Source organism: Dyella jiangningensis (assembly GCF_003264855.1).
In the GTDB taxonomy this organism is placed as follows: Bacteria; Pseudomonadota; Gammaproteobacteria; order Xanthomonadales; family Rhodanobacteraceae; genus Dyella; species Dyella jiangningensis_C.
The window spans coordinates 130176-151909 of the sequence record NZ_NFZS01000003.1; the positions used below are offsets into that span (position 1 = coordinate 130176).

General features: G+C 65.2%; 17 protein-coding genes. 9 read left to right on the forward strand and 8 right to left on the reverse strand.

Going from position 1 to position 21734, the window contains the following annotated elements; genetic code table 11:
* Positions 1–6 precede the first annotated feature (6 nt).
* Positions 7–567, reverse strand: coding sequence for an oligoribonuclease (orn, locus tag CA260_RS12345; protein ID WP_111983384.1), 561 nt, complete (start codon positions 565–567; stop codon positions 7–9).
* Between the two features lie 92 nt (positions 568–659).
* Between orn and sbcB the strand changes: the two genes are divergently transcribed.
* Both sbcB and CA260_RS12355 read left to right on the forward strand, forming a co-directional pair.
* Positions 660–2108 (forward strand): exodeoxyribonuclease I, encoded by a 1449-nt coding sequence (sbcB, locus tag CA260_RS12350; RefSeq protein WP_111983385.1) that lies wholly within the window; start codon positions 660–662, stop codon positions 2106–2108.
* 9 nt (positions 2109–2117) lie between these two features.
* The gene (locus tag CA260_RS12355) at positions 2118–2804 is read left to right on the forward strand and encodes a DUF2461 domain-containing protein (RefSeq protein WP_111983386.1); all 687 of its coding nucleotides are present in this window, start codon (positions 2118–2120) and stop codon (positions 2802–2804) included.
* Between the two features lie 559 nt (positions 2805–3363).
* On the opposite strand, the gene CA260_RS12360 is transcribed toward CA260_RS12355, so the two are convergent.
* Both CA260_RS12360 and acnB read right to left on the reverse strand, forming a co-directional pair.
* Positions 3364–4278: a LysR family transcriptional regulator gene (locus CA260_RS12360; protein ID WP_111983387.1), complete on the reverse strand. Its 915-nt coding sequence runs from the start codon at positions 4276–4278 to the stop codon at positions 3364–3366.
* Positions 4279–4896: 618 nt separating this feature from the next.
* Entirely contained in the window at positions 4897–7488 is a 2592-nt protein-coding gene (acnB, locus tag CA260_RS12365; protein WP_111983388.1) for a bifunctional aconitate hydratase 2/2-methylisocitrate dehydratase, read from the reverse strand.
* 566 nt (positions 7489–8054) lie between these two features.
* On the opposite strand from acnB, the gene acnA reads away from it, so the two are divergent.
* Positions 8055–10808: an aconitate hydratase AcnA gene (gene acnA, locus CA260_RS12370; RefSeq protein ID WP_111983389.1), complete on the forward strand. Its 2754-nt coding sequence runs from the start codon at positions 8055–8057 to the stop codon at positions 10806–10808.
* A gap of 594 nt (positions 10809–11402) precedes the next feature.
* Here the strand turns inward: acnA and CA260_RS12375 are convergent.
* A complete protein-coding gene (locus CA260_RS12375; RefSeq protein ID WP_111983390.1) occupies positions 11403–11822 on the reverse strand; it encodes a nuclear transport factor 2 family protein in 420 nt (139 codons plus the stop codon).
* Between the two features lie 152 nt (positions 11823–11974).
* On the opposite strand from CA260_RS12375, the gene CA260_RS12380 reads away from it, so the two are divergent.
* On the forward strand, positions 11975–13663 hold the full coding sequence (locus CA260_RS12380; protein WP_111983391.1) for a long-chain-fatty-acid--CoA ligase: 1689 nt from the start codon (positions 11975–11977) through the stop codon (positions 13661–13663).
* A 74-nt stretch (positions 13664–13737) separates the two neighbouring features.
* Here the strand turns inward: CA260_RS12380 and CA260_RS12385 are convergent, their stop codons facing one another.
* Together CA260_RS12385 and dinB are read right to left on the reverse strand one after the other, a co-directional pair.
* Positions 13738–14106 carry a PilZ domain-containing protein gene (locus CA260_RS12385; RefSeq protein ID WP_111983392.1) on the reverse strand — a complete coding sequence of 123 codons (369 nt, stop codon included), beginning with the start codon at positions 14104–14106 and terminating at the stop codon, positions 13738–13740.
* Positions 14107–14201: 95 nt separating this feature from the next.
* The gene (dinB, locus tag CA260_RS12390; RefSeq protein ID WP_111983393.1) at positions 14202–15377 is read right to left on the reverse strand and encodes a DNA polymerase IV; all 1176 of its coding nucleotides are present in this window, start codon (positions 15375–15377) and stop codon (positions 14202–14204) included.
* 470 nt (positions 15378–15847) lie between these two features.
* Here dinB and CA260_RS12395 point away from each other — a divergent pair, with 470 nt between their 5' ends.
* The 4 genes from CA260_RS12395 to arsC are packed head-to-tail and all read left to right on the forward strand — an operon-like array spanning position 15848 to position 19519.
* Positions 15848–16756: a segregation and condensation protein A gene (locus CA260_RS12395; RefSeq protein ID WP_111983394.1), complete on the forward strand. Its 909-nt coding sequence runs from the start codon at positions 15848–15850 to the stop codon at positions 16754–16756.
* Between the two features lie 50 nt (positions 16757–16806).
* Entirely contained in the window at positions 16807–17685 is an 879-nt protein-coding gene (scpB, locus tag CA260_RS12400) for an SMC-Scp complex subunit ScpB (protein ID WP_111983395.1), read from the forward strand.
* Positions 17682–19172, forward strand: coding sequence for a pseudouridine synthase (locus tag CA260_RS12405; protein WP_111983396.1), 1491 nt, complete (start codon positions 17682–17684; stop codon positions 19170–19172). Before scpB ends, CA260_RS12405 begins: the two co-directional genes overlap by 4 nt.
* Complete coding sequence (arsC, locus tag CA260_RS12410; RefSeq protein WP_111983397.1) at positions 19172–19519, forward strand: arsenate reductase (glutaredoxin); 348 nt, start codon at positions 19172–19174, stop codon at positions 19517–19519. The genes CA260_RS12405 and arsC overlap by 1 nt, the downstream gene beginning before the upstream one ends.
* 31 nt (positions 19520–19550) lie before the next feature.
* On the opposite strand, the gene CA260_RS12415 is transcribed toward arsC, so the two are convergent.
* Together CA260_RS12415 and CA260_RS12420 are read right to left on the reverse strand one after the other, a co-directional pair.
* The gene (locus tag CA260_RS12415; protein WP_111983398.1) at positions 19551–19787 is read right to left on the reverse strand and encodes a helix-turn-helix domain-containing protein; all 237 of its coding nucleotides are present in this window, start codon (positions 19785–19787) and stop codon (positions 19551–19553) included.
* Between the two features lie 7 nt (positions 19788–19794).
* Complete coding sequence (locus CA260_RS12420) at positions 19795–20262, reverse strand: DUF2975 domain-containing protein (RefSeq protein WP_111983399.1); 468 nt, start codon at positions 20260–20262, stop codon at positions 19795–19797.
* 101 nt (positions 20263–20363) lie between these two features.
* Here CA260_RS12420 and CA260_RS12425 point away from each other — a divergent pair, with 101 nt between their 5' ends.
* Complete coding sequence (locus CA260_RS12425) at positions 20364–21707, forward strand: pepsin/retropepsin-like aspartic protease family protein (RefSeq protein WP_111983400.1); 1344 nt, start codon at positions 20364–20366, stop codon at positions 21705–21707.
* Positions 21708–21734 lie beyond the last annotated feature (27 nt).

Here is a 21734-nt window from a genome sequence, read left to right on the forward strand (position 1 = left end):
AGCGGATCAGGATTCGCCGCCCAGCGGCCCCATGAACTGGCGGTAATAGCGCAGCTCGTCGATCGAATCGCGGATGTCCGACAGCGCGGTATGCGCCGATTCCTTGGCGAAGCCCTTGCCGATGGAGGGCGCCCAGCGGCGCGCGAGTTCCTTCAGCGTGGACACGTCGAGGTTGCGGTAATGGAAGTAGCGCTCCAGCCGCGGCATCTGGCGATGCAGGAAGCGGCGATCCTGGCAGATGGAGTTGCCGCACATCGGCGACTTGCCCGGCGGCACCCATTCCTTGAGGAAGTCGAGGGTCGCCTGCTCCGCGGCCGCGTGATCGTCGGCGGAAGCGATCACCTGCTCCCACAACCCCGACCGGCGATGCTGGTTGCGATTCCACGCATCCATGCCTTCGAGGCGGTCAAGCGGATGATGGATCGCAAACACCGGACCCTCGGCGAGTATGCGAAGGTCCTTGTCGGTGACGATGGTGGCGATCTCCAGGATGGAGTCATTGTCCGTATCGAGGCCGGTCATCTCCAGATCGATCCAGATCAGATTGTCGTCGTTCGCTTGGCTCATGCGCCCTCCTGACCGCGAAGTCTAGCAGCAGGCCCGGGATCCGGCCGCTTTTTGGGCGATCGCCTATGGGGACCGTATGCGATGATCACGTCATGCAGACCTTCTTCTGGCACGACTACGAGACTTTCGGCGCCGATCCCTGGCGCGACCGTCCGGTGCAGTTCGCCGGCATTCGCACCAACCTGGACCTGGAGATCGTCGACGAGCCGGTGATGTTCTTCGGCAAGCCGCCCCGGGAGATGCCCCCGCATCCGGACGCCTGCCTGATCACGGGCATCACGCCCCAGCAGGCCGAGCGTGAAGGCGTGATCGAGGCGGAATTCGCGGCCCGCGTGCACGAGCAACTGGCCCTGCCCGGCACCTGCGGCGTGGGCTACAACTCGCTGCGCTTCGACGACGAAGTCACCCGCCAGCTGCTGTACCGCAACATGTACGAGCCCTATGGACGCGAGTGGGAAAACGGCAACTCGCGCTGGGACCTGATCGATCTGGTACGCATGTGCCAGGCGCTGCGTCCCGAAGGCATCGTGTGGCCGACGCGCGAAGACGGCACGCCGAGCTTCAAGCTCGAACATCTCGCCGCCGCCAATCACCTGCAACAGGAACGCGCGCACGACGCCCTGTCCGACGTGCACGCACTGATCGATCTTGCCCGCCTGATCCGCGTGCGCCAGCCGCGCCTGTGGGACTGGTACTTCGGATTGCGCCGCAAGCAGCGCGTGTTCGAACTGCTCGACGTGACCGCCATGACGCCGGTGGTGCATGTGTCTTCGCGCTACCCATCCAGCCGGCACTGCCTTGCCCTTGTCGCCCCGCTCGCCGCGCATCCGAGCCGGCCGGCGGAGGTCATCGTGTATGACCTGGCCCACGATCCTTCCGAGCTGTTGGCGCTGGACGAAGAAGAAATCGCCGATCGCGTGTTCACCGCCCGCACGGACCTGCCCGAAGGCGTGACGCGCATTCCGCTGCGCACGGTGCGCGCCAATCGCACGCCGGCGCTGGCGCCGTTGTCCGTGCTCAAGGGAGTGGACCTGGAACGCCTGCAGATCGACCTGGAGCAGGCGCAAGCCCATCGCGACATGCTGGCCAGCGCCGAGGGCCTGGCGGCCAAGTTGCGTCGCGTCTTCCAGCGCGCGGCGGACCTGCCGCCGCCCGAGGATCCCGAGCTCGCACTGTATGGCGGCTTCCTGCCCGATGCGGACAAGCGCCTGCTGACCGAGGTGCGCGGCACGCCGCCCGCAGCACTCGGACAGCGCGCTTTTCCCTTCCGCGACCCTCGTTACGCGGAACTGCTGTTCCGCTATCGCGCACGCAACTGGCCCGATACCTTGAGCGATGAAGAACAGGCGCGCTGGCTGGCGTTTCGCCGCGATCGCCTGCTGAAATCCACGCCGCTGACCAACCTCACCCTGGACGAATACTTCGCTCGCATCGACGCCTTGCGCACCGACCCGGCCCATCACGGCAAGCTGCAGCTGCTCGACCAGCTGCAGCTGTGGGGCGAGCAGCTTGCCGACGACGTCGCCATCCTCACCACTTGATCATCCACCATGCCGACCGCCTACTTCACGCCCGCCACGTTCCGCTTCCTGCGCTCGCTGGAGCGCAACAACAACCGCGAATGGTTCCAGGCCCATAAGGACAACTACGAGCGCGACGTGCGCGAGCCGTTCCTTGCGCTCATTACCGACCTGCAGGCGCCGCTGAAGAAGATCAGTGCGCACTATCGGGCCGATCCACGCAAGAACGGCGGTTCGTTGTTCCGCATCTATCGCGATACGCGATTCTCCAACGACAAGCAGCCGTACAAGCCGTGGCAAGGCGCGCGTTTCTTTCACGAGCGGCGCAACGAGGTGCATGCACCGTCGTTCTACATGCATCTGCAACCCGGCGACAGCTTCGCGGGTGGCGGCATGTGGCATCCGGAGTCCGATGCACTCAAGCGCATCCGCGAATTCCTCGCCGACAATCCGGAAGCCTGGAAGCGTGCCACGCGGAGCAAGACGTTCCGTGATCACTTCGAGTTCTGGGGCGAGTCGCTGAGCCGACCGCCGCGAGGATTCGATCTGAACCACGAGCTGATCGACGACATCAAGCGCAAGGATTTTGCGTGCGGTGAAGGCTTCGACGAGAAGCTGGCGTGCTCGTCGGAACTGTTGCCGTGGCTGGTGGAGACCTACAAGCGCGTGGCGCCGATGATTGATTACCTGTGTGCGTCGCAGGAGCTGGATTTTTAAGGCGGACGTGCCGACAGCTGCATGCGTGAATCCTTCTCCCTCTGGGAGAAGGTGGCGGCAGCCGGATGAGGGTTCGGCCGGAGCGAATCATGAAAGCTTGCGCAAGCCCCGCACCCTCTCCCCAACCCCTCTCTCGATGGGAGAGGGGCTAAGAGACGAGCCACGCACAGAGGGATTGGTCTCCGCGCCAGATCCAAGTGAATCCTTCTCCCTTCGGCGACCCGAAGGCAGTCCCCGTGGAAGAGAAGGCTGCGTCAGCCGGATGAGGGTTCGGCCGAAGCGAATGATGAAAGCTTGCGCAAGCCCCGCACCCTCTCCCCAACCCCTCTCTCGATGGGAGAGGGGCTAAGAGACGAGCCACGCACAGAGGGATTGGTCTCCGCGCCAGATCCAAGTGAATCCTTCTCCCTTCGGCGACCCGAAGGCAGTCCCCGTGGAAGAGAAGGCTGCGTCAGCCGGATGAGGGTTCGGCCGAAGCGAATGATGAAAGCTTGCGCAAGCCCCCCACCCTCTCCCCAACCCCTCTCCCGAGGGGAGAGGGGCTAAGAGACGAGCCGGACTAAGACGCAGCCTCGTCGGCCAGCTTCAGGCCAGGGCGCTGCTTGGCCAATTTGCGCAGCAGCAACGCGAAGTTCTGCAGGTCTGCATGCCAAGGTGACGCCTCTCGCCAATACAGGGCGATCTCACGCCCCGGCTGTTGTCCCTTCAGCTTGGCAAGCACCACATTGGGCATTGACGCCAGGCGGTCATGTGCGAGGGCCGGCACCAGCGCGTAGCCACCGCGCAGCTCGACCAGTGCGGCGAGGCTTTCCAGGCTGACGTCCTGCACGTGGCCACCGCCGAGGATGTCCTCGCAGTGGCTCTCGGTCATCAGCGTGGCGTCGCCTGCTTCCAACTGATCGAGCGACACGCTGCGCTTGCCGGCAAGTGCATGGTCGGCGCGGAACATCACTTCCCACGGCTCGAAGAACAACGGCCGCATCGCCACGCCGCTGACCGGCGTCACGCGAGGCGCCAGCACGGCATCGAGTTCGCCTTCGTTGAGGCGACGCAGCAGTCCACGCGGCTTGCCTTCGGAAAGGCTGAGGCGCGTGCCCGGAAAATGCTGGGGAAATGGAGCAATCAGATGTGGCAGAAGATACGGGCCGAGCGATGCGGGCACGCCGAGCCGCAGTTCGCCGCCAAAGGCCACTTCGCCCGCACGCGCCACCTGCTGCAGATGTTCGGCAGCGGCGAGTACCGCATCGATCTGCTCCAACAGCCGTTGACCGCCAGCCGTGGGAACCACGCGGCGACCGCCACGCTCGAACAACGGCGCGCCCAATGCCTGCTCCACCTTCTGTACCTGGTGCGAGAGACCGGAGGGACTGATATGCATCGCCCGCGCCGCGCTGTTGAAACTGCCGTGGCGATGGACAGCCTGCACCAGCATGAGGTCGCGCAACGAAACTACCGAGAGATGACTGGAGATCATGCGCCGCCTGCAAGTCGTGGGACGGGCGAAAGCATAAACGACCGAGCGCAGCGCGGGTTGGTTTACCTGTAGGAGCGCACCCAGTGCGCGAAAAGCCTACGGAGCGGTGAAACCGACGCGCCGCGGTCGCCCACTGGGTGGGCTCCTACAAAAAAGCAGGCAACGCTCATTCGAACGAAGTCTCCCCTGTAGGAGCGCACCCAGTGCGCGAAAAGCCTACGGAGCAGTGAAGCCGACGCGCCGCGGTCGCCCACTGGGTGGGCTCCTACAAAAAAGCAGGCAACGCTCATTCGAACGAAGTCTCCCTGTAGGAGCGCACCCAGTGCGCGAAAAGCCTACGGAGCAGTGAAGCCGACGCGCCGCGGTCGCCCACTGGGTGGGCTCCTACAAAAAAGCAGGCAACGCTCATTCGAACGATGTCTCCCTGTAGGAGCGCGCCCAGTGCGCGAAAAACCTACGGAGCGGTGACGCCGACGCGCCGCGGTCGCCCACTGGGTGGGCTCCTACAGGTCGCAATTACACAATCTCCCGATCGTCCGCTGCAGAAGCGATCCCTGCAGCAAAAAAGAAGGGCGGCTTGCGCCGCCCTTCCCTGCTTCTTTCAACAGTCCAACCAGCTTACGCCGTGACCGTATCGGCCACGACCTGATAGTCGGCGATCTGGTTGAAGTTCATGTACTTGTAGATCTTGTCGCCGTTCGCGTTGATCACGCCGATGTCCGCCATGTATTCCTGCTTGGTCGGGATGCGGCCCAGGCGCGAGCAGATCGCGGCCAGCTCGGCCGAACCCAGGTACACGTTGGAGTTCTTGCCCAGGCGGTTCGGGAAGTTGCGGGTGGAGGTCGACATGACCGTCGCGCCTTCGCGCACCTGCGCCTGGTTACCCATGCACAGCGAGCAGCCCGGCATTTCGGTACGCGCGCCGGCCGTGCCGAACACGCCGTAGTGGCCTTCCTCGGTCAGCTGCTTCTGGTCCATCTTGGTCGGCGGGGCGACCCACAGCTTGACGGGAATGTCGCGCTTGCCTTCGAGCAGCTTCGACGCCGCACGGAAGTGACCGATGTTGGTCATGCACGAGCCGATGAACACTTCGTCGATCTTCGCGCCGGCGACGTCGGACAGCGTCTTCACGTCGTCCGGATCGTTCGGGCAGGCCACGATCGGCTCGTGCACGTCGGCCAGGTCGATTTCGATGACGGCGGCGTATTCGGCGTCGGCATCGCGCTCCAGCAGCTGCGGGTTGGCGAGCCAGGCTTCCATCGCCTTGATGCGGCGCTGCAGGCTGCGCGGATCCTGGTAGCCCTGCGCGATCATCCACTTCAGCAGCGTGATGTTGCTGTTCAGGTACTCGATGATCGGTTCCTTGTTCAGGTGCACCGTGCAACCGGCGGCCGAGCGCTCCGCCGAGGCGTCGGAGAGCTCGAACGCCTGCTCCACCTTCAGGTCCGGCAGGCCTTCGATCTCGAGGATGCGGCCCGAGAAGATGTTCTTCTTGCCCTGCTTGGCGACCGTCAGCATGCCCTGCTTGATCGCGTACAGCGGAATCGCGTTGACCAGGTCGCGCAGCGTCACGCCCGGCTGCATCTTGCCCTTGAAGCGCACCAGCACCGATTCCGGCATGTCCAGCGGCATCACGCCGGTGGCGGCCGCGAAGGCCACCAGGCCCGAGCCGGCCGGGAAGCTGATGCCGATCGGGAAGCGCGTGTGCGAGTCGCCGCCGGTGCCGACGGTGTCGGGCAGCAGCATGCGGTTCAGCCACGAGTGGATCACGCCGTCGCCCGGGCGCAGCGAGATGCCGCCGCGGGTGCTGATGAAGTTCGGCAGCGTCTGGTGCGTCTTCACGTCCACCGGCTTCGGATACGCGGCCGTGTGGCAGAACGACTGCATCACGAGGTCGGCCGAGAAGCCGAGGCACGCCAGGTCCTTCAGTTCGTCGCGGGTCATCGGGCCGGTGGTGTCCTGCGAGCCGACCGAGGTCATCTTCGGTTCGCAGTACGTGCCCGGGCGCACGCCCTGGCCTTCCGGCAGACCGCATGCGCGGCCGACCATCTTCTGCGCGAGCGTGAAGCCCTTGCCGCTGTCGGCCGGCTGCTGCGGCAGACGGAACAGCGTCGACGGCGGCAGGCCCAGCGCTTCGCGCGCCTTGGCGGTGAGGCCGCGGCCGATGATCAGCGGAATGCGGCCGCCGGCGCGCACTTCGTCGAACAGCACGTCGGACTTGACCTGGAATTCGGCGATCACTTCGCCGTTCTTCAGCGCCTTGCCTTCGTACGGACGCAGTTCGACCACGTCGCCCATTTCCATCCTGGACACGTCGAGTTCGATCGGCAGCGCGCCGGCGTCTTCCATCGTGTTGTAGAAGATCGGGGCGATCTTGCCGCCGAGGCACACGCCGCCGAAGCGCTTGTTCGGGATGAAGGGGATGTCTTCGCCGGTGAACCACAGCACGGAGTTGGTGGCGGACTTGCGGCTGGAACCGGTACCGACCACGTCGCCCACGTAGGCCACGAGATGGCCCTGCTTGGCGCGATCCTCGATGAACTTGACCGGGCCGCGCTTGCCGTCTTCTTCCGGCTGGAACGGCGCGCCGTCGCGCTTGTTCTTCAGCATGGCGAGCGCGTGCAGCGGGATGTCCGGGCGCGTGGTGGCATCCGGCGCCGGCGACAGATCGTCGGTGTTGGTTTCGCCCGGCACCTTGAACACGGTGATGGTCAGGCTTTCCGGCACTTCCGGACGGCTCGTGAACCATTCGGCGTCGGCCCAGCTCTGCAGCACGGCCTTGGCGTTGGCGTTGCCCTTGTCGGCCAGTTCCTTGACGTCATGGAACGCGTCGAACATCAGCAGCGTGTGCTTGAGCGCATTGGCGGCGACGGTGCCGACCTGTGCGTCGTCGAGCAGCTCGATCAGCGGATGGATGTTGTAGCCACCCAGCATGGTGCCAAGCAGTTCGGTGGCCTTCTCGCGCGAGATCAGCGCGCTCTTCTCGGTGCCGAACGCCACGGCCGCCAGGTACGAAGCCTTGACCTTGGCCGCGTCGTCCACGCCCGCCGGCACGCGGTTGGTGATCAGGTCGACCAGGAAGGCTTCCTCGCCCGCGGGCGGGTTCTTCAGCAGCTCGATCAGGTCGGCGGTCTGCTGGGCCGATAGCGGCAGCGGCGGGATACCCAGCGCGGCGCGCTCGGCAACGTGTTGGCGGTAGGCGGTAAGCATGTGGTCTCGTCCGGTGAACAACGTAAGGGGCAGCGAGCAGCGGCTTGCGCCACTGCGGCGGAGATCGCCCAAGGGAAGCTCCGCGTGGCCGCTACCGGCGCTCGACAAGGCGCAAACCTTGTCGCCAAGCCGTTTTTGGCGGCATGACAGCCGCTTATTTTGCCAGCCGCGGCACGAGCGCCGCAACGCAAGACAACGCTTCCGCCAGCGTTCGAAATCTTGCAATGCGAACGGGGCGCAATCCCCGATCGGGTCTCTTGCACCACCCCGGTTTTGGCCCAAACTGGTTGGTGTACTCGGTTCGGGAGAATTCGTGCCTTTCCATCCGACAGGCGTCATTCCGGCGAAGGCCGTAACCCGGTGGCATCGCAGGCCGGCTTTCGCAACGCCATCCACGGTCGTTGCTGGATGACCAGCCTGCGGCTGTTGTAGAGCGCCTCCGGCCTTCGCCGGAATGACGGCCATGAAGAACGAGGCCAACCTTGCATTCCCCTCACGTTCCGTGCCGTAGGATCAACTAGCTGCGCCACGCGCGTTCTCCAGATTCAAGCAACAGGAGTTAGCCCATGCTGGATTCATTCGCCACCCGCGACACCCTCACCGTCAACGGCAGCCCTTACCAGATCGCCAGCCTCGCCAAGCTCGGCCAGCGATTCGATCTCAAGACCCTCCCCTTCTCGCTGAAGATCCTGCTGGAAAACCTGTTGCGTCACGAGGACGGCCTCAACGTCACCGCCAAGGAAATCGAGGCCGTGGCCAACTGGGACGCCAAGGCCGAACCCGACACCGAAATCGCTTTCATGCCTGCGCGCGTGGTGCTGCAGGATTTCACCGGCGTGCCTTGCGTGGTGGACCTTGCCGCGATGCGCGACGCCGTGGTGAAACTGGGCGGCGATGCCAAGCAGATCAATCCGCTGGCGCCGGCCGAACTGGTGATCGATCACTCCGTGCAGGTCGACGCGTACGGTTCGGAATCGGCGCTGGAGAAAAACGTCGAGATCGAATTCCATCGCAACCAGGAGCGCTACTCGTTCCTCCGCTGGGGACAGAAGGCGTTCGACAATTTCAAGGTGGTGCCGCCGCGCACCGGCATCGTGCATCAGGTGAACCTGGAGCATCTGGCCCGCGTGGTGTTCACCGCGAACAAGGACGGCCAGCAGTGGGCCTATCCGGACACGGTGTTCGGCACCGACTCGCACACCACCATGATCAACGGCATTGGCGTGCTGGGCTGGGGCGTGGGCGGCATCGAGGCCGAGGCGGCCATGCTGGGGCAGCCGTCGTCCATGCTGATTCCGCAGGTGGTGGGCTTCAAGCTCACCGGCAAGTTGTCCGAAGGCGTCACCGCCACCGACCTCGTGCTCACCGTCACGCAGATGCTGCGCAAGCTCGGTGTGGTGGGCAAGTTCGTGGAGTTCTTCGGCAGTGGCCTGAAGCACCTGGCGCTGGCCGATCGCGCCACCATCGGCAACATGGCCCCGGAATACGGCGCCACCTGCGGCATCTTCCCGATCGACCAGGAAGCGCTGAACTACCTGCGCCTGTCCGGCCGCAACGAGGAACAGATCAAGCTGGTCGAAGCCTATGCCAAGGCCCAGGGCATGTGGCATGACGAAAACGCCGTGGAACCGCGCTTCACGACCACGCTGGAACTTGACCTCGCCGACGTGAAGCCGTCGCTGGCCGGCCCGAAGCGGCCGCAGGATCGCGTACTGCTGGAAGGTGTGCAGAAGAGCTTCCAGGATGCCGTCGGCCCGCTTACCGCCAACCGTCGCCCGCGCAATACGGAAACAGCGAATTTCATCGCTGAAGGCGGCTCGGCCGCGATCGGCAATCCGGCCAACGACATCACCGACAGCGGCGTGCGCGTGGAGAAGGATGGCGAATCCTTCAAGCTCGGCGATGGCGCCGTGGTCATTGCCGCCATCACCTCGTGCACCAACACGTCCAATCCCAGCGTGATGCTCGGCGCCGGCCTCGTGGCGAAGAAGGCGGCTGCCAAGGGCCTCAAGGCGCAGCCGTGGGTGAAGACGTCGATCGGCCCGGGTTCAAAGGTGGTCACCGATTACCTGGAGAAGACCGGCCTGCTGAAGGAGCTGGAAAAGGTCGGCTTCTACATCGTCGGCTACGGTTGCACCACCTGCATCGGCAACTCCGGCCCGCTGCCGGCTGAAATCAGCAGGGGCATCGCCGAAGGCGACCTCGCGGTGGCATCGGTGCTGTCGGGCAACCGCAACTTCGAAGGACGCGTGCATCCCGAAGTGAAGATGAACTACCTCGCGTCGCCGCCGCTGGTGGTTGCCTATGCGCTCGCGGGTACGCTGGACATCGACCTCACGAAGGAGCCTCTGGGCAAGGGCAACGATGGACAGCCGGTGTACCTCAAGGACATCTGGCCGTCCAACCAGGAGATCTCGGACATCGTGGGCAGTGCGCTCAATCCGGAAATGTTCGAGAAGAGCTACTCGGATGTATTCAAGGGCGACACGCGCTGGAACCACATCGCCTCGCCGGACGGCGACGTCTACCAGTGGGACGATTCCACCTACATCAAGAACCCGCCCTACTTCGAAGGCATGAGCAAGGAACCGGGCACGGTGGAAGACATCCACGGCGCGCGCGTGCTGGGCCTGTTCGGCGACTCCATCACCACCGACCACATCTCCCCGGCCGGTTCGATCAAGAAGGACAGCCCGGCGGGCCGCTTCCTGATCAGCAAGGGCGTGGACCCGAAGGACTTCAACTCCTATGGCTCGCGTCGCGGCAATGACGACGTGATGGTGCGCGGCACCTTCGCCAACATCCGCATCAAGAACCTGATGCTGGATGGCGTCGAAGGCGGCTACACGCAGTACGTGCCGTCGGGCGAGCAGATGGCCATCTACGACGCGGCCATGAAGTACAAGGCCGACAAGACGCCGCTGGTGGTCATCGCCGGCAAGGAATACGGCACCGGCTCCTCGCGCGACTGGGCGGCCAAGGGCACCTTGCTGCTGGGTGTGAAGGCGGTGATTGCCGAGAGCTTCGAGCGCATCCACCGCTCCAACCTCGTCGGCATGGGCGTGCTGCCACTGCAGTTCGAAGACGGACAGAACGCGCAGTCGCTGGGCCTGACCGGCAAGGAAACGTTCGACATCGTCGGCCTGGAAGGCGGCGAATCGAAGACCGCGAAGGTCACCGCGACCAGCCCCGGCGGCAGCCAGAAGACCTTCAAGGTGAAGGTGCTGCTGCTCACGCCGAAGGAACGCGAGTTCTTCCGCCACGGCGGCATCCTGCAGTATGTGCTGCGCCAGCTGGCGGGGAAGAAGACCGCGGCCTGAGTCACCGCCTGTTTTGGGTAAGAAGAAAATGCCGCCTACGGGCGGCATTTTCTTTGGATGGGATACCGCGCATTTCCTTTCTCTATTTTGTAGGAGCGCACCCAGTGCGCGACCACAGCCTCACAGCGTCACCGCTCCGTAGGTTTTTCGCGCACTGGGTGCGCTCCTACAGGAGGGCTGGCGCACACGGTTTCGACGCTCCTCTCAAATGTGGGAGCGCACCCTGTGCGCGACCGCAGCCTCACAGCATCACCGCTCCGTAGGCTTTTTGCGCACTGGGTGCGCTCCTACAGGAGGGCTGGTGCACGCAGTTCCACTCTCTTCTCAAATGTAGGAGCGCACCCAGTGCGCGACCACAGCCTCACAGCGTCACCGCTCCATAGGCTTTTCGCGCACTGGGTGCGCTCCTACAGGAGGGCTGGTGCACACGGTTTCGACGCTCCTCCCAAATGTAGGAGCGCACCCTGTGCGCGACCGCAGCCTCACGGCATCACTGCTCCGTAGGTTTTTCGCGCACTGGGTGCGCTCCTACAGGAGGGCTGCTGCGCACAGTTCGGCTGCTTCCAAAAAAAAAAGGCCGGGCTTGATCGCGGTCTAGGCGGACTTCCAGGTGGCCGAATAGCAGCGCCACGCGCGCCCTTCCTTTCGCCACGCTGTTTCCACCTCGTAGACACCGATCTGCGCGGGAAGCAGTTTGCCGCCGCTGGTCAGCGTGACGGTGAAGCGCGCGACGTAGCGGTCGCCTCGCGCCTCGACGCTCACCGGTCCTGTCAACGCGTGGATCGTTTCACCACGGAATGCCGCCGCACGCAGCATGCCGAGCAATTGGCGTCGCTCCAGCTCGCCGTTGTTGCCGGAGAAATCGTCGGTGATGACATCGCCGAGCGCCGACGCGTCCACCTGTTCGGCCGCGTGCTGGGCGGTTTCGATGCCCTGGCGCACCCGACTTTCGTCGGGCGTGCGATGACAGGCTGCGAGACCCAACGCCAGCACTGCGCAAAGCAGTGGATTCATAAGCAGTTTTCGCACGATCGTCCCCCTTGAAGCTCGCTGCGGCGCGGCTTGCCGCTATACGCGAGCGTATGCTCCAATGCCGCGTCGCCATCTTGCCCCAGCCGTGCCACCATCACCAACGGGCCGAACAACGAAGGAGCTTTGGATTCCACATGAGCAATGAGCGTCCGTGGCTGGCCCACTATCCGGAAGGCGTCCCCGCGCAGATCGACACCAACCAGTACGCCTCCGTGGCCGCCGTCGTGGAAGAAGCCTTCGAGCGCTTCCGCCAGCGCCCCGCCTTCGCCAGCTTCGGCAAGCAGCTCAGCTACGGTCAGATCGATGAGTTGAGCCGCCAGTTCGCCGGCTACCTCACCGGGGTGCTCAAGCTCAGCAAGGGCGATCGCATCGCGATCATGATGCCCAACGTATTGCAGTACCCCATCGCCCTGTTCGGCGCCTTGCGCGCAGGCATGGTGGTGGTCAACACCAACCCGATGTACACCGCGCGCGAACTCAAGCACCAGCTCGAGGACGCCGGCGCCAAGGCCATCGTGGTGCTGGACAACTTCGCCGCCACGCTTCAGCAGGTAGTGGCCGAGACCGAAGTGAAGCACGTCATCACCACGGGCATCGGCGACCTGCTCGGCCTCAAGGGCGTCGCCATCAACTTCGTGCTCAAGAACGTCAAGAAGATGGTGCCGCCGTACAGCATTCCGCATGCGGTGCGCTTCCGCGATGCGCTGTCGCAAGGCGCCTCACACCCGCTTCCGAAGGTGCAGCTGGGCCACGACGACATCGCCTTCCTGCAGTACACCGGCGGCACCACCGGCGTGGCCAAGGGCGCCATGCTCACGCACGGCAACATGGTCGCGAACATGATGCAGGCCGGTGCCTGGATCGGTGCCAATGCCAAGCCCGGCGAGGAAGTGATCATCACCGCCCTGCCGCTGTATCACATCTTTTCGCTCACCGCGAACGGCCTGGTGTTCATGCGCCTGGGTGGCCTCAACTGGCTGATCACCAATCCGCGCGACATGCCCGGCTTCGTCAAGGAACTGAAGAAGTCCAACTTCACCGCGCTCACCGGCGTCAACACGCTGTTCAACGGCCTGCTCAACACGCCAGGTTTCGCCGAGCTCGATTTCTCGCGCCTGCACCTGAGCCTGGGCGGCGGCATGGCCGTGCAGCGCGCGGTGGCCGAGCGCTGGAAGAAAGTGACCGGTTGCACCCTGGTCGAAGCCTACGGCCTGACCGAGACCTCGCCGGCCGCCTGCATCAATCCGCTGGATCTCAAGGACTACAACAGCTCGATCGGCCTGCCGATCCCTTCCACCGACATCGCCATCTGGTCCGAAGAAAACCAGCCGCTGCCGATCGGCGAAGTGGGCGAGCTGATGGTGCGCGGCCCGCAGGTGATGAAGGGCTATTGGCAGCGTCCGGAGGAAACCGCCAAGGTGCTCGGCTCCGATGGTTGGCTGCATACGGGCGACATTGCCCGCATGGACGAAAACGGCTACGTCTACATCGTCGACCGCAAGAAGGACATGATCCTCGTCTCGGGCTTCAACGTGTATCCGAACGAGGTCGAGGACGTCGTCATGCAGCATCCGGGCGTGGCCGAAGTGGCCGCGGTCGGTGTGCCCGACGAGCATTCCGGCGAAGTGGTGAAGCTGTTCGTGGTGCGCAAGGATCCGAATCTCACCGTGGAAGAACTCAAGAAGTTCTGCCACGACAATCTCACCGGCTACAAACGCCCGAAGCTGATCGAGTTCCGCGACAGCCTGCCCAAGAGCAACGTGGGCAAGATCCTTCGCCGCGAACTGCGCGACGAGAAGAAGCCCGCCGCCGCGCACGGCTGAACGCGGCATACGGCGCACCAACGAAAACGCCCGCCGAAAGGCGGGCGTTTTTTCTGCGTTGCGGTGACCGGCGGTCAGTCGTGCCACAGCTCCAGGATGTCGGCATAGCCGCCGAGCAGGTTCCACAGCGGGACCTGCTTGTCTTCCGGAATACGCGTATAGGCAAAGCCCAGATGGCGATCGGAGATGCGCATGACCTGCGCCTCCAGATGGATATGCAGGTCGTGGCCGAAGATCATGTCGAGGATCCAGCTCTGCCCCTGCTCGCCCTCCCAGCCCAGCGGACGGCGCAGCAACACGCCCGTCGCGGAAATATCCACCAGTTCGGTGGGATGCGATTCATCGCCACGGCTCATCAACACCGTGGTCTCGATCCGCATGCGCGCCGGACGCAATTGCTCCTGGTCGGAGCCGTGCCGGGCATTGTCTTCCGCCTTGCTCATCCTGCCGATTCTCCCCGAACCAGGCGCACCGCGCCGACTGCTCTTCCTGAAAGTGCCGCCCCATCGCAACGATGATGGCGTACTCCGGTGATACGTCAATCCCGCTCGCGAGTGCGCAACACGCCCGCACGCACGAGACTCCCCGAACCGAACCGCGAATTGATCCTGTCCTGCACGTCGTCTGATGCAGGCGTCGAGGATGTCGCCTCGAACAAATCCTGCTGCCTGCGTCCTTCGAAACCCGACAGGCTGGCACCGAGCAGGCGCAGTCGCGGCTTTCGCTGGCTCCTCCACCAGCCCTGAAGCAAGCGTCGTGCCACATCATAGATGTCGCTGGCCGACGCGCTGGGGACCTGCAATCGGGCCTGGCGTGTATAGGTGACAAAGGGCGGCTCGCGCAGTTTCACCGTAACGGTCCTGCCGGTCAGGCCGCGTTGGCGAGCGCGTGCGGCAATGCGCTCGCAATGCCGCAGCAGCCACGATTCGGCCATGGCGAGCTCGGCCAGGTCGGTATCGAACGTGTGCTCCGCGCCGATGGACTGCTCGGCCTGGTCCGGCTCGACCTCGCGGTTGTCCTCGCCGCGCGCCAGCGCCTGGATGACGCTGGCCTGACGCCCCAGCGCACGGGTCAGACGCACCGTGTCACATGCTGCCAATTCGCCGATGGTGCGTACGCCGATCCGATGCAGCGCCTCCTCGGTCACCTTGCCCACCGTCCACAGCCGCCCCACCGGCAGCGGCGCCAGTTCCCGCGCCGCGTGCGCCGCCGTGATGCGGCGAAACCCGTCCGGCTTGGACAGTTCGCCGGCCAGCTTGGCCAGCAGCTTGTTGGGCCCCATGCCGACTGAAGCGACCAGCTGCGTGCGTTCCAGGATCGCGTCCTTGATGCGCCGGCCGATGGCCTCGATGGAGCCGAGCAGGCGCAGGCTGGCGGTCACATCCAGGAAGGCCTCGTCCAGCGACAGGCCCTCGACCATCGGCGTCACTTCGTGGAACACCTCGAATACCTGGGCCGACGCGTCCTCATAACGCGCCATGCGCGGCCACAGGTAAATGCCGTCAGGACACAATCGCCGCGCCTGCGCCGTCGGCATGGCCGAACGCACGCCGAACGGGCGTGCCTCGTAGCTGCAGGTGGATACCACGCCGCGCGGCCCCAGCCCGCCGACGATCACCGGCAGGCCGCGCAGCTCCGGATGGTCGAGCTGCTCCACGGACGCGTAGAAGGCGTCCATGTCGACATGGATGATCGAGCGTTCGTCGGGCGGCATGCCCGGCTATTTTGCCGTCAGTCCGGGCCTCCGGTGTACTGGACTTGACGGCTTGCAGCCGCTAATCTTGGTCTCGCGTGGGTCATAAGGGTGCGCGCACGATCGGCCAGGATCGACCGCTACGGCACCCCATCCCGATGCACTCAGCCGACCGATTGAGAAGCCAGTGACGCAGGTTTCGTCACGTTATGGCTTGCGTCTTCGCTGTGGCCCATGGCCATCCGGAGATGCTCAAGGGTCGCTCACGGCCAGCCTGATCGAAACGCCAGACGCGCGATTTCATCATGCATGCCCGCGACGGTGACGCGAGACGCACTGGCTGGGCATCGCGCAACAAAGGTTCAACGGATTGCCAGCCAAGGGCCGCGATCCGGGCGGGGGCATTCGCCAGGCGAATGCGGCGGAACGAACGTTTCCTAACGTGTTGAATGCAACGCAAGCCGTCGTGGACGGCCCAACGACATGTATTGATGAGCACTGAGCCAGTCGAGCCTCAGCCGGTCACAGCACCGCAGGACGCGTTTGCGTCGGTACCGCAACAGCAGGAAATGCCGCTGGCCATCGTGCGCGGCGAACCGATGTTGCAGATGCCGCAGGACCTGTACATCCCGCCGGATGCGCTCGAGGTCATCCTCGAAGCATTCGAAGGCCCGCTCGACCTGCTGCTGTACCTAATCCGTCGGCAGAACCTGGACATCCTGGACATCCCTGTCGCCGAGATCACCCGGCAGTACATGGATTACATCGAGATGATGCGCGATGTGATGCGCCTGGAGCTGGCGGCCGAGTACCTGCTGATGGCCGCGATCCTCGGCGAGATCAAGTCGCGACTGCTGTTGCCGCGGCCGCCGGCCGAGGAAGGTCTCGAAGAAGACCCCCGCGCCGAGCTGGTCCGTCGCCTGCAGGAGTACGAGCGGTTCAAGAAGGCGGCGGAAGACATCGACACCCTGCCCCGCATGGAACGCGACTTCGCGCCGGCCCATGCGGACACGGGCGAGAGGACGGTGATCAAGCTGCCGCCGCCGCTGGAACTGAAGGAGCTGTTGCTGGCGCTCAAGGACGTGCTGCACCGCGCCGAGCTGTTCGGGCATCACGCCATCAAGCGCGAGGCGCTCAGCGTGCGCCAGCGCATGGGCGAACTGCTCAGCCGCCTGAGCGACACCAGCTTCCACCGCTTCGAGACGCTGTTCGACGTGAGCGAAGGACGCCTGGGCGTGGTGGTGACCTTCCTGGCCATGCTGGAACTGGCCAAGGAGATGCTGGTGGAGATCGTGCAGGAAGAACCGCTGGCGGCGATCTACGTGCGTTCGAAGACGGCGCAGGCCGAGGAACACGGCGATCTGTTCGCCGATGACGAGCCGGCCGCGGCTGCCGAGTAGCGCGGTTCGCCGCACAAGCCCATTCATTCATCCTCACCTGAACTGAGGCCATGCAGATCGAACAACTCAAACCCATCATCGAGGCGGCATTGCTGGCGTCCAGCCAGCCGATGACGATCCCTCAATTGCTGGAACTGTTCGGCGAAGAGGACGAAGTCGGTCGCGAGGAGGTGTCCAGGGCCCTGGAACAGCTCGGCGAAGACTGCGCCCACCGCGGCGTGGAGCTGCGCGAAGTCGCTTCGGGCTTCCGCTACCAGGTGAAGCAGGACGTGCATCCGTGGATTTCGCGGATGTGGACGGAAAAACCTAGCCGCTACTCGCGCGCCCTGCTGGAAACCCTCGCGCTGATCGCTTACCGCCAGCCGATCACGCGTCCGGAGATCGAACAAATCCGCGGCGTCGTGGTCTCATCCAACATCATCAAGACGATGGAAGAACGCGAGTGGATCCGCGTGGTGGGCTATCGCGACGTGCCCGGCAAGCCGGCGCTGTTCGGCACCACCCGCGCCTTCCTCGATTACTTCAACCTCAAGTCGCTGGATGAACTGCCGCCGCTGTCGGAAATCCGCGACATGGAGGATCCGCAGATGAGCATCGCGCCCGAGCCGCTTCGGGTTCCCGTGGCGCGCGACCTGCCGATCGATCCGGACGAAGAGAACGAAACCCTGGTGGTGGCCGGCGTAGTAACCGACGTCACCGTGGAAGACACCCACGACGAGGCGCCCGCGCCCGCCGACGACGAAACCACCGGCGCCGCCGTCACCGACGCGCCCGTCGACGAACAACCCGAGGCGATGGAAGTCGCCTCTTCCGAACCCGGCGCTGCCCCGCACGCCGATGCCCCGACTGACACTGCCGACGAGGCAGCGACCCACGCGGACGCCGATGAAGGCGACGCCACGCAAGACACCGAGGAGTACCGCGCATGACTGCGCCCCAGAAATCCGTTTTGACACTCAAGCGCACCCCGCGCGACGAAACCACCCCCGCCATCGAGGAGCGCCTGCACAAGGTGCTGGCCAACGCCGGCCTCGGCTCGCGTCGCATGCTCGAGCAGCGCATCCAGGCGGGTGAAGTCGAACTCAACGGCACGCCGGCCACCATTGGCGCCAGCGTGCATGCCGGCGATCGCGTGGTGCTCGACGGCAAGCAGTTCGTCGTCGCCACCGACAACCGCGACGAAACCGAAGTGCTGGTCTACCACAAGCCCGAAGGCGTGGTGACCACGCGCGAAGACCCCGAAGGCCGTCCCACCGTGTTCGAACAGCTGCCGCGCCTGAAGGGCGCGCGCTGGGTCGCCGTGGGCCGCCTCGACATCAATACCACCGGCCTGCTGCTGCTCACCACTGACGGTGAACTCGCCAACGCGCTGATGCACCCCAAGAGCGGGCTCGAGCGCGAGTACCTGTGCCGCGTGCACGGTGAAGTGCCCGACGAGATCATCGAGAAGCTCAAGGCAGGCGTGGAGCTGGAAGACGGCCCTGCCCGCTTCGACGAAATCGGCGTGATCAGCCGCGGCGGCAGCCACAGCTGGTTCCGCGTTGTGATCCGCGAAGGCCGCAACCGCGAAGTCCGCCGCCTGTGGGATTCGCAGGGCTTCCTGGTCAGCCGCCTGAAGCGCATCCGCTACGGCAGCGTGGAACTGCCGCGCAACCTGCGCCGCGGCGACTGCGAGGCGCTCGGCGAGGAAGCCGTGAAGGATCTGCGCAAGACCACCGGCCTCGGCGCGCCGCAGCCGGTGCTCACGCTGAGCCCGGTGCTGCACCAGCGCCGCGCCCCGCGCAACGTCACCGAGTACCGCCCCGAACGTGGCGCGAGCGGCGGCTACAGCTCCGCTTACCAGGACGAGGCCCGCGAGCTGCGCGCCTATGACCGCATCCGCGAGGAACCGGCGCGCGGCAAGCAGCAGCGCCGCAAGCCCGGCCGCGAAGTCAATGGCAACGTCGCCCGTCCGGATCGTCCGGCCGGTGGCATGCAGCGCAAGAACAAGCGCGGCGTGGCGCCGGGCCAGGAGCTGCCGTCGGTGCGCACCTGGTTTGCCGGTGAAAGCCGCGAAGGCGGTGGTGCCCGTGGCGGCGCAACCGGTGGCGGCAATCGTCGCGGCCCTGGCGGCGGCAAGCCGTTCGGTGCGCGTTCGGCCGAAGGTGGCCGCTCGTTCGGCGGCGGCGGTCGTTCCGGTGAAAGCCGTGGCGGCAGCCCCTACGGTGGTTTCGGTGGCGGTGCGGGCGGCAATCGCAGCGGCGGTGCGGGTGGCGGCCGTGGCGGCAAGCCCGGCGGTCGTCCGGGCCAGGGCCAGGGCGGCCGTCCGCAGGGTCGCGGCGGCAACCGTCCGCAGGGCCACGGCGGTGGCGGTACGGGCGGTGGACGTCCCCACGGTGGTGGCGGTCGCGGCGGCAATCGCCACGGCAACCACTGATGACGGTCCGCATCTACCACAACAGCCGTTGTTCGAAGTCGCGCGCGACGCTCGAACTGCTCGAGTCGCGCGGTGAAGTCTGCCAGGTGGTCAACTATCTGGAGACGCCGCCGAGCACGACCGAGCTGGTGCAGTTGCTGGACATGCTCCGCATGACGCCGCGCGACCTGATGCGCAAGAACGAACCCGAATACGCCGAGCTGGGATTGGACGATCCCACGCTCGACGACACCACGCTGGTGGCTGCGATGGCGAGCCACCCTCGCCTGATCGAACGTCCCATCGTCGTCGCCCATGGCAAGGCGGCGATCGGACGTCCGCCGGAAGCGGTGCTCTCCATCCTGTGATCGAAGCGCCCTGTCACCGACAGGGCGTTTTTCATTCGGCGCCTGACGCGCCTTCTTCCTCGTCGCCAGGCTCGTAGGCCAACAGGTCGCCCGGCTGGCACTGCAGGAACTCGCAGATCTTGCTCAGCGTTTCGAAACGCACGCCGCGCACGCGGCCGGACTTGAGCAGCGAGAGATTGGATTCGGTAATGCCCACGAATTGCGCGAGTTCGCGCGAGCGCGCCTTGCGCAGGGCCAGCATCACATCAAGTCGTACCACGATGGCCATGCGCGCCTCACACGATGGAGCGCTGGTCGTCTTCGAGGCGTGCCGCCTCGTCGAACAGACGCGCAACGAAGAAGAACACTGCCGCCAGCAGCACGGCGAACACATCGTCGCCAGAGAACACCAATTGCACGGACACATGGCCGCCTGGCCGCCACGCGCTGAGCAGCGTCGCCACGGGTGGCAGCACCAGGCGCAACACGGCGGCGATCGTCAGCAGGCAGGCGAAGCGACGGAAGTGGCGCGTCACCGCCGTGGAGAACAGCGCATCCGCCTGCACATGGCCAAGCATGCGCGCCAGTTCCACCAAGGCGGCACCTGTCACCAGGGCAAGCACGCCAGCGATGCCGGCAGCCCAGCTGCGAGGCAACCCATCGGTGAACAGCGTGGCCGCGACCATGCCACCCGAACCCTCGGCGGGGCCGCAGATACCCCAGGCCGTCACCAGCACCCAAGCCACCGCGCCGAGCCAGGCCACCCAGCGCAGCGCAGCCGCCGCAGTCGTCAGTCGACGGGCTGTTGCATGATAATTTTTTTCTGTATTACGATAATTTTTATTCGTCATACGGACACCATACCATGGAATATCGGCACCTGGCCCGGTTCGGATACTTCTCGCTGTTGGGCTTCATGCTCACCCTCCATCCCGGCGATGGCCGCACCGTCGAGCTGAAGCCCGACGGCGACATGCCGTCAGCCCTTGCGGACGCCGCCGCGGGCGAGGTGTTTCGCCTGGAAGCCCAGCTGCCCGCGATCAGGGACCCGGGCTTCGCCCTGCTCGCCCGCGCCCGGATCGCCGCTGGACGCATGGATGCACCAGAAGCCCGTCGTCTGGTGGACCGCTATCTCGCCAGTGCGCAACGCAGCCCTGCCGAATGCGCGCTGGCGTGGCCCATCACGGCGGACGCCAGCTTTGCAGCAGGCGATTACGCCCGCGCGGCGCAGGCGGCCCATGCCTGGCAGAAGGCATTGGCCGATGACGACATCAGTGACGAACAGCAGGCCGACGCACTGCAGATGGCGACGCTTTCGGATCAGTTGAGCCGTGCGCCGTCGCAACAGGTCACCGCCTACGAGCCACACGCGGTGACGATCACCCGCGACAAGGTCGGCCTGCCGCGAACCCGCGTAACCATCAACGGCGCATCCCAGGAGTCGGTGCTCGACACCGGCGCCAATCTCTCGGTCGTTTCCCTGAGCACGGCCCGCAAACTCAAGCTGCGCATCATGGATGGCGCCGTGAGCGTGGGCAGTTCGAGCCGCCAGGCCGTGGCGACACGCATCGGCGTGGCGGACCACCTGGCTCTTGCCGGACTCGAACTCGAACACGTCGCCTTCCTCGTGCTCGACGACGACCAGCTGAGCATGCCCGTGCCGGGTGGTTATCGCATCGACGCCATCGTGGGTTTTCCGGTGCTGCGCGAACTCGAACGGATACAGTTCACCTCGGACGGACATCTCGTGCCTTCGCGCAGCACGGCAGGCAAGCACGAAGCCGGCAATCTCCGCCTGGCCGGCAGCGATCTCTATGTCGATGTGCGCTTGAACGATCTTCCGGTGGCGATGCACCTCGACAGTGGCGGCTCGCATTCGGCGCTGTCGTCGCGATTCGCGCGCGAGCACGCGGACCTGCTCGAAGGCCTCGCGGCGCAGAAGGACCACGTCGCAGGCGCCGGTGGTGCGCGCGACAGGACCTCGGTGACGTGGCCGCAGGTGCGCGTCCACATTGCCGATCAGCAAGCATTGATGAGCGGCATCAGCGTGTCGCTGAGCGACGCCGGCAACGTCAAGGAACCGAATGTGCTCGGCGGCGACATCCTTCGCGCGTTCGACGGATGGACGATCGATTTCCGCCGCATGCAGCTCGATGTCGGTGCACCGATGATGCAGGCGGCATCCGCCAAGGCAGCGCCTGCCCGTTGACCGCGGACGCGACCCACGCTTCACGTG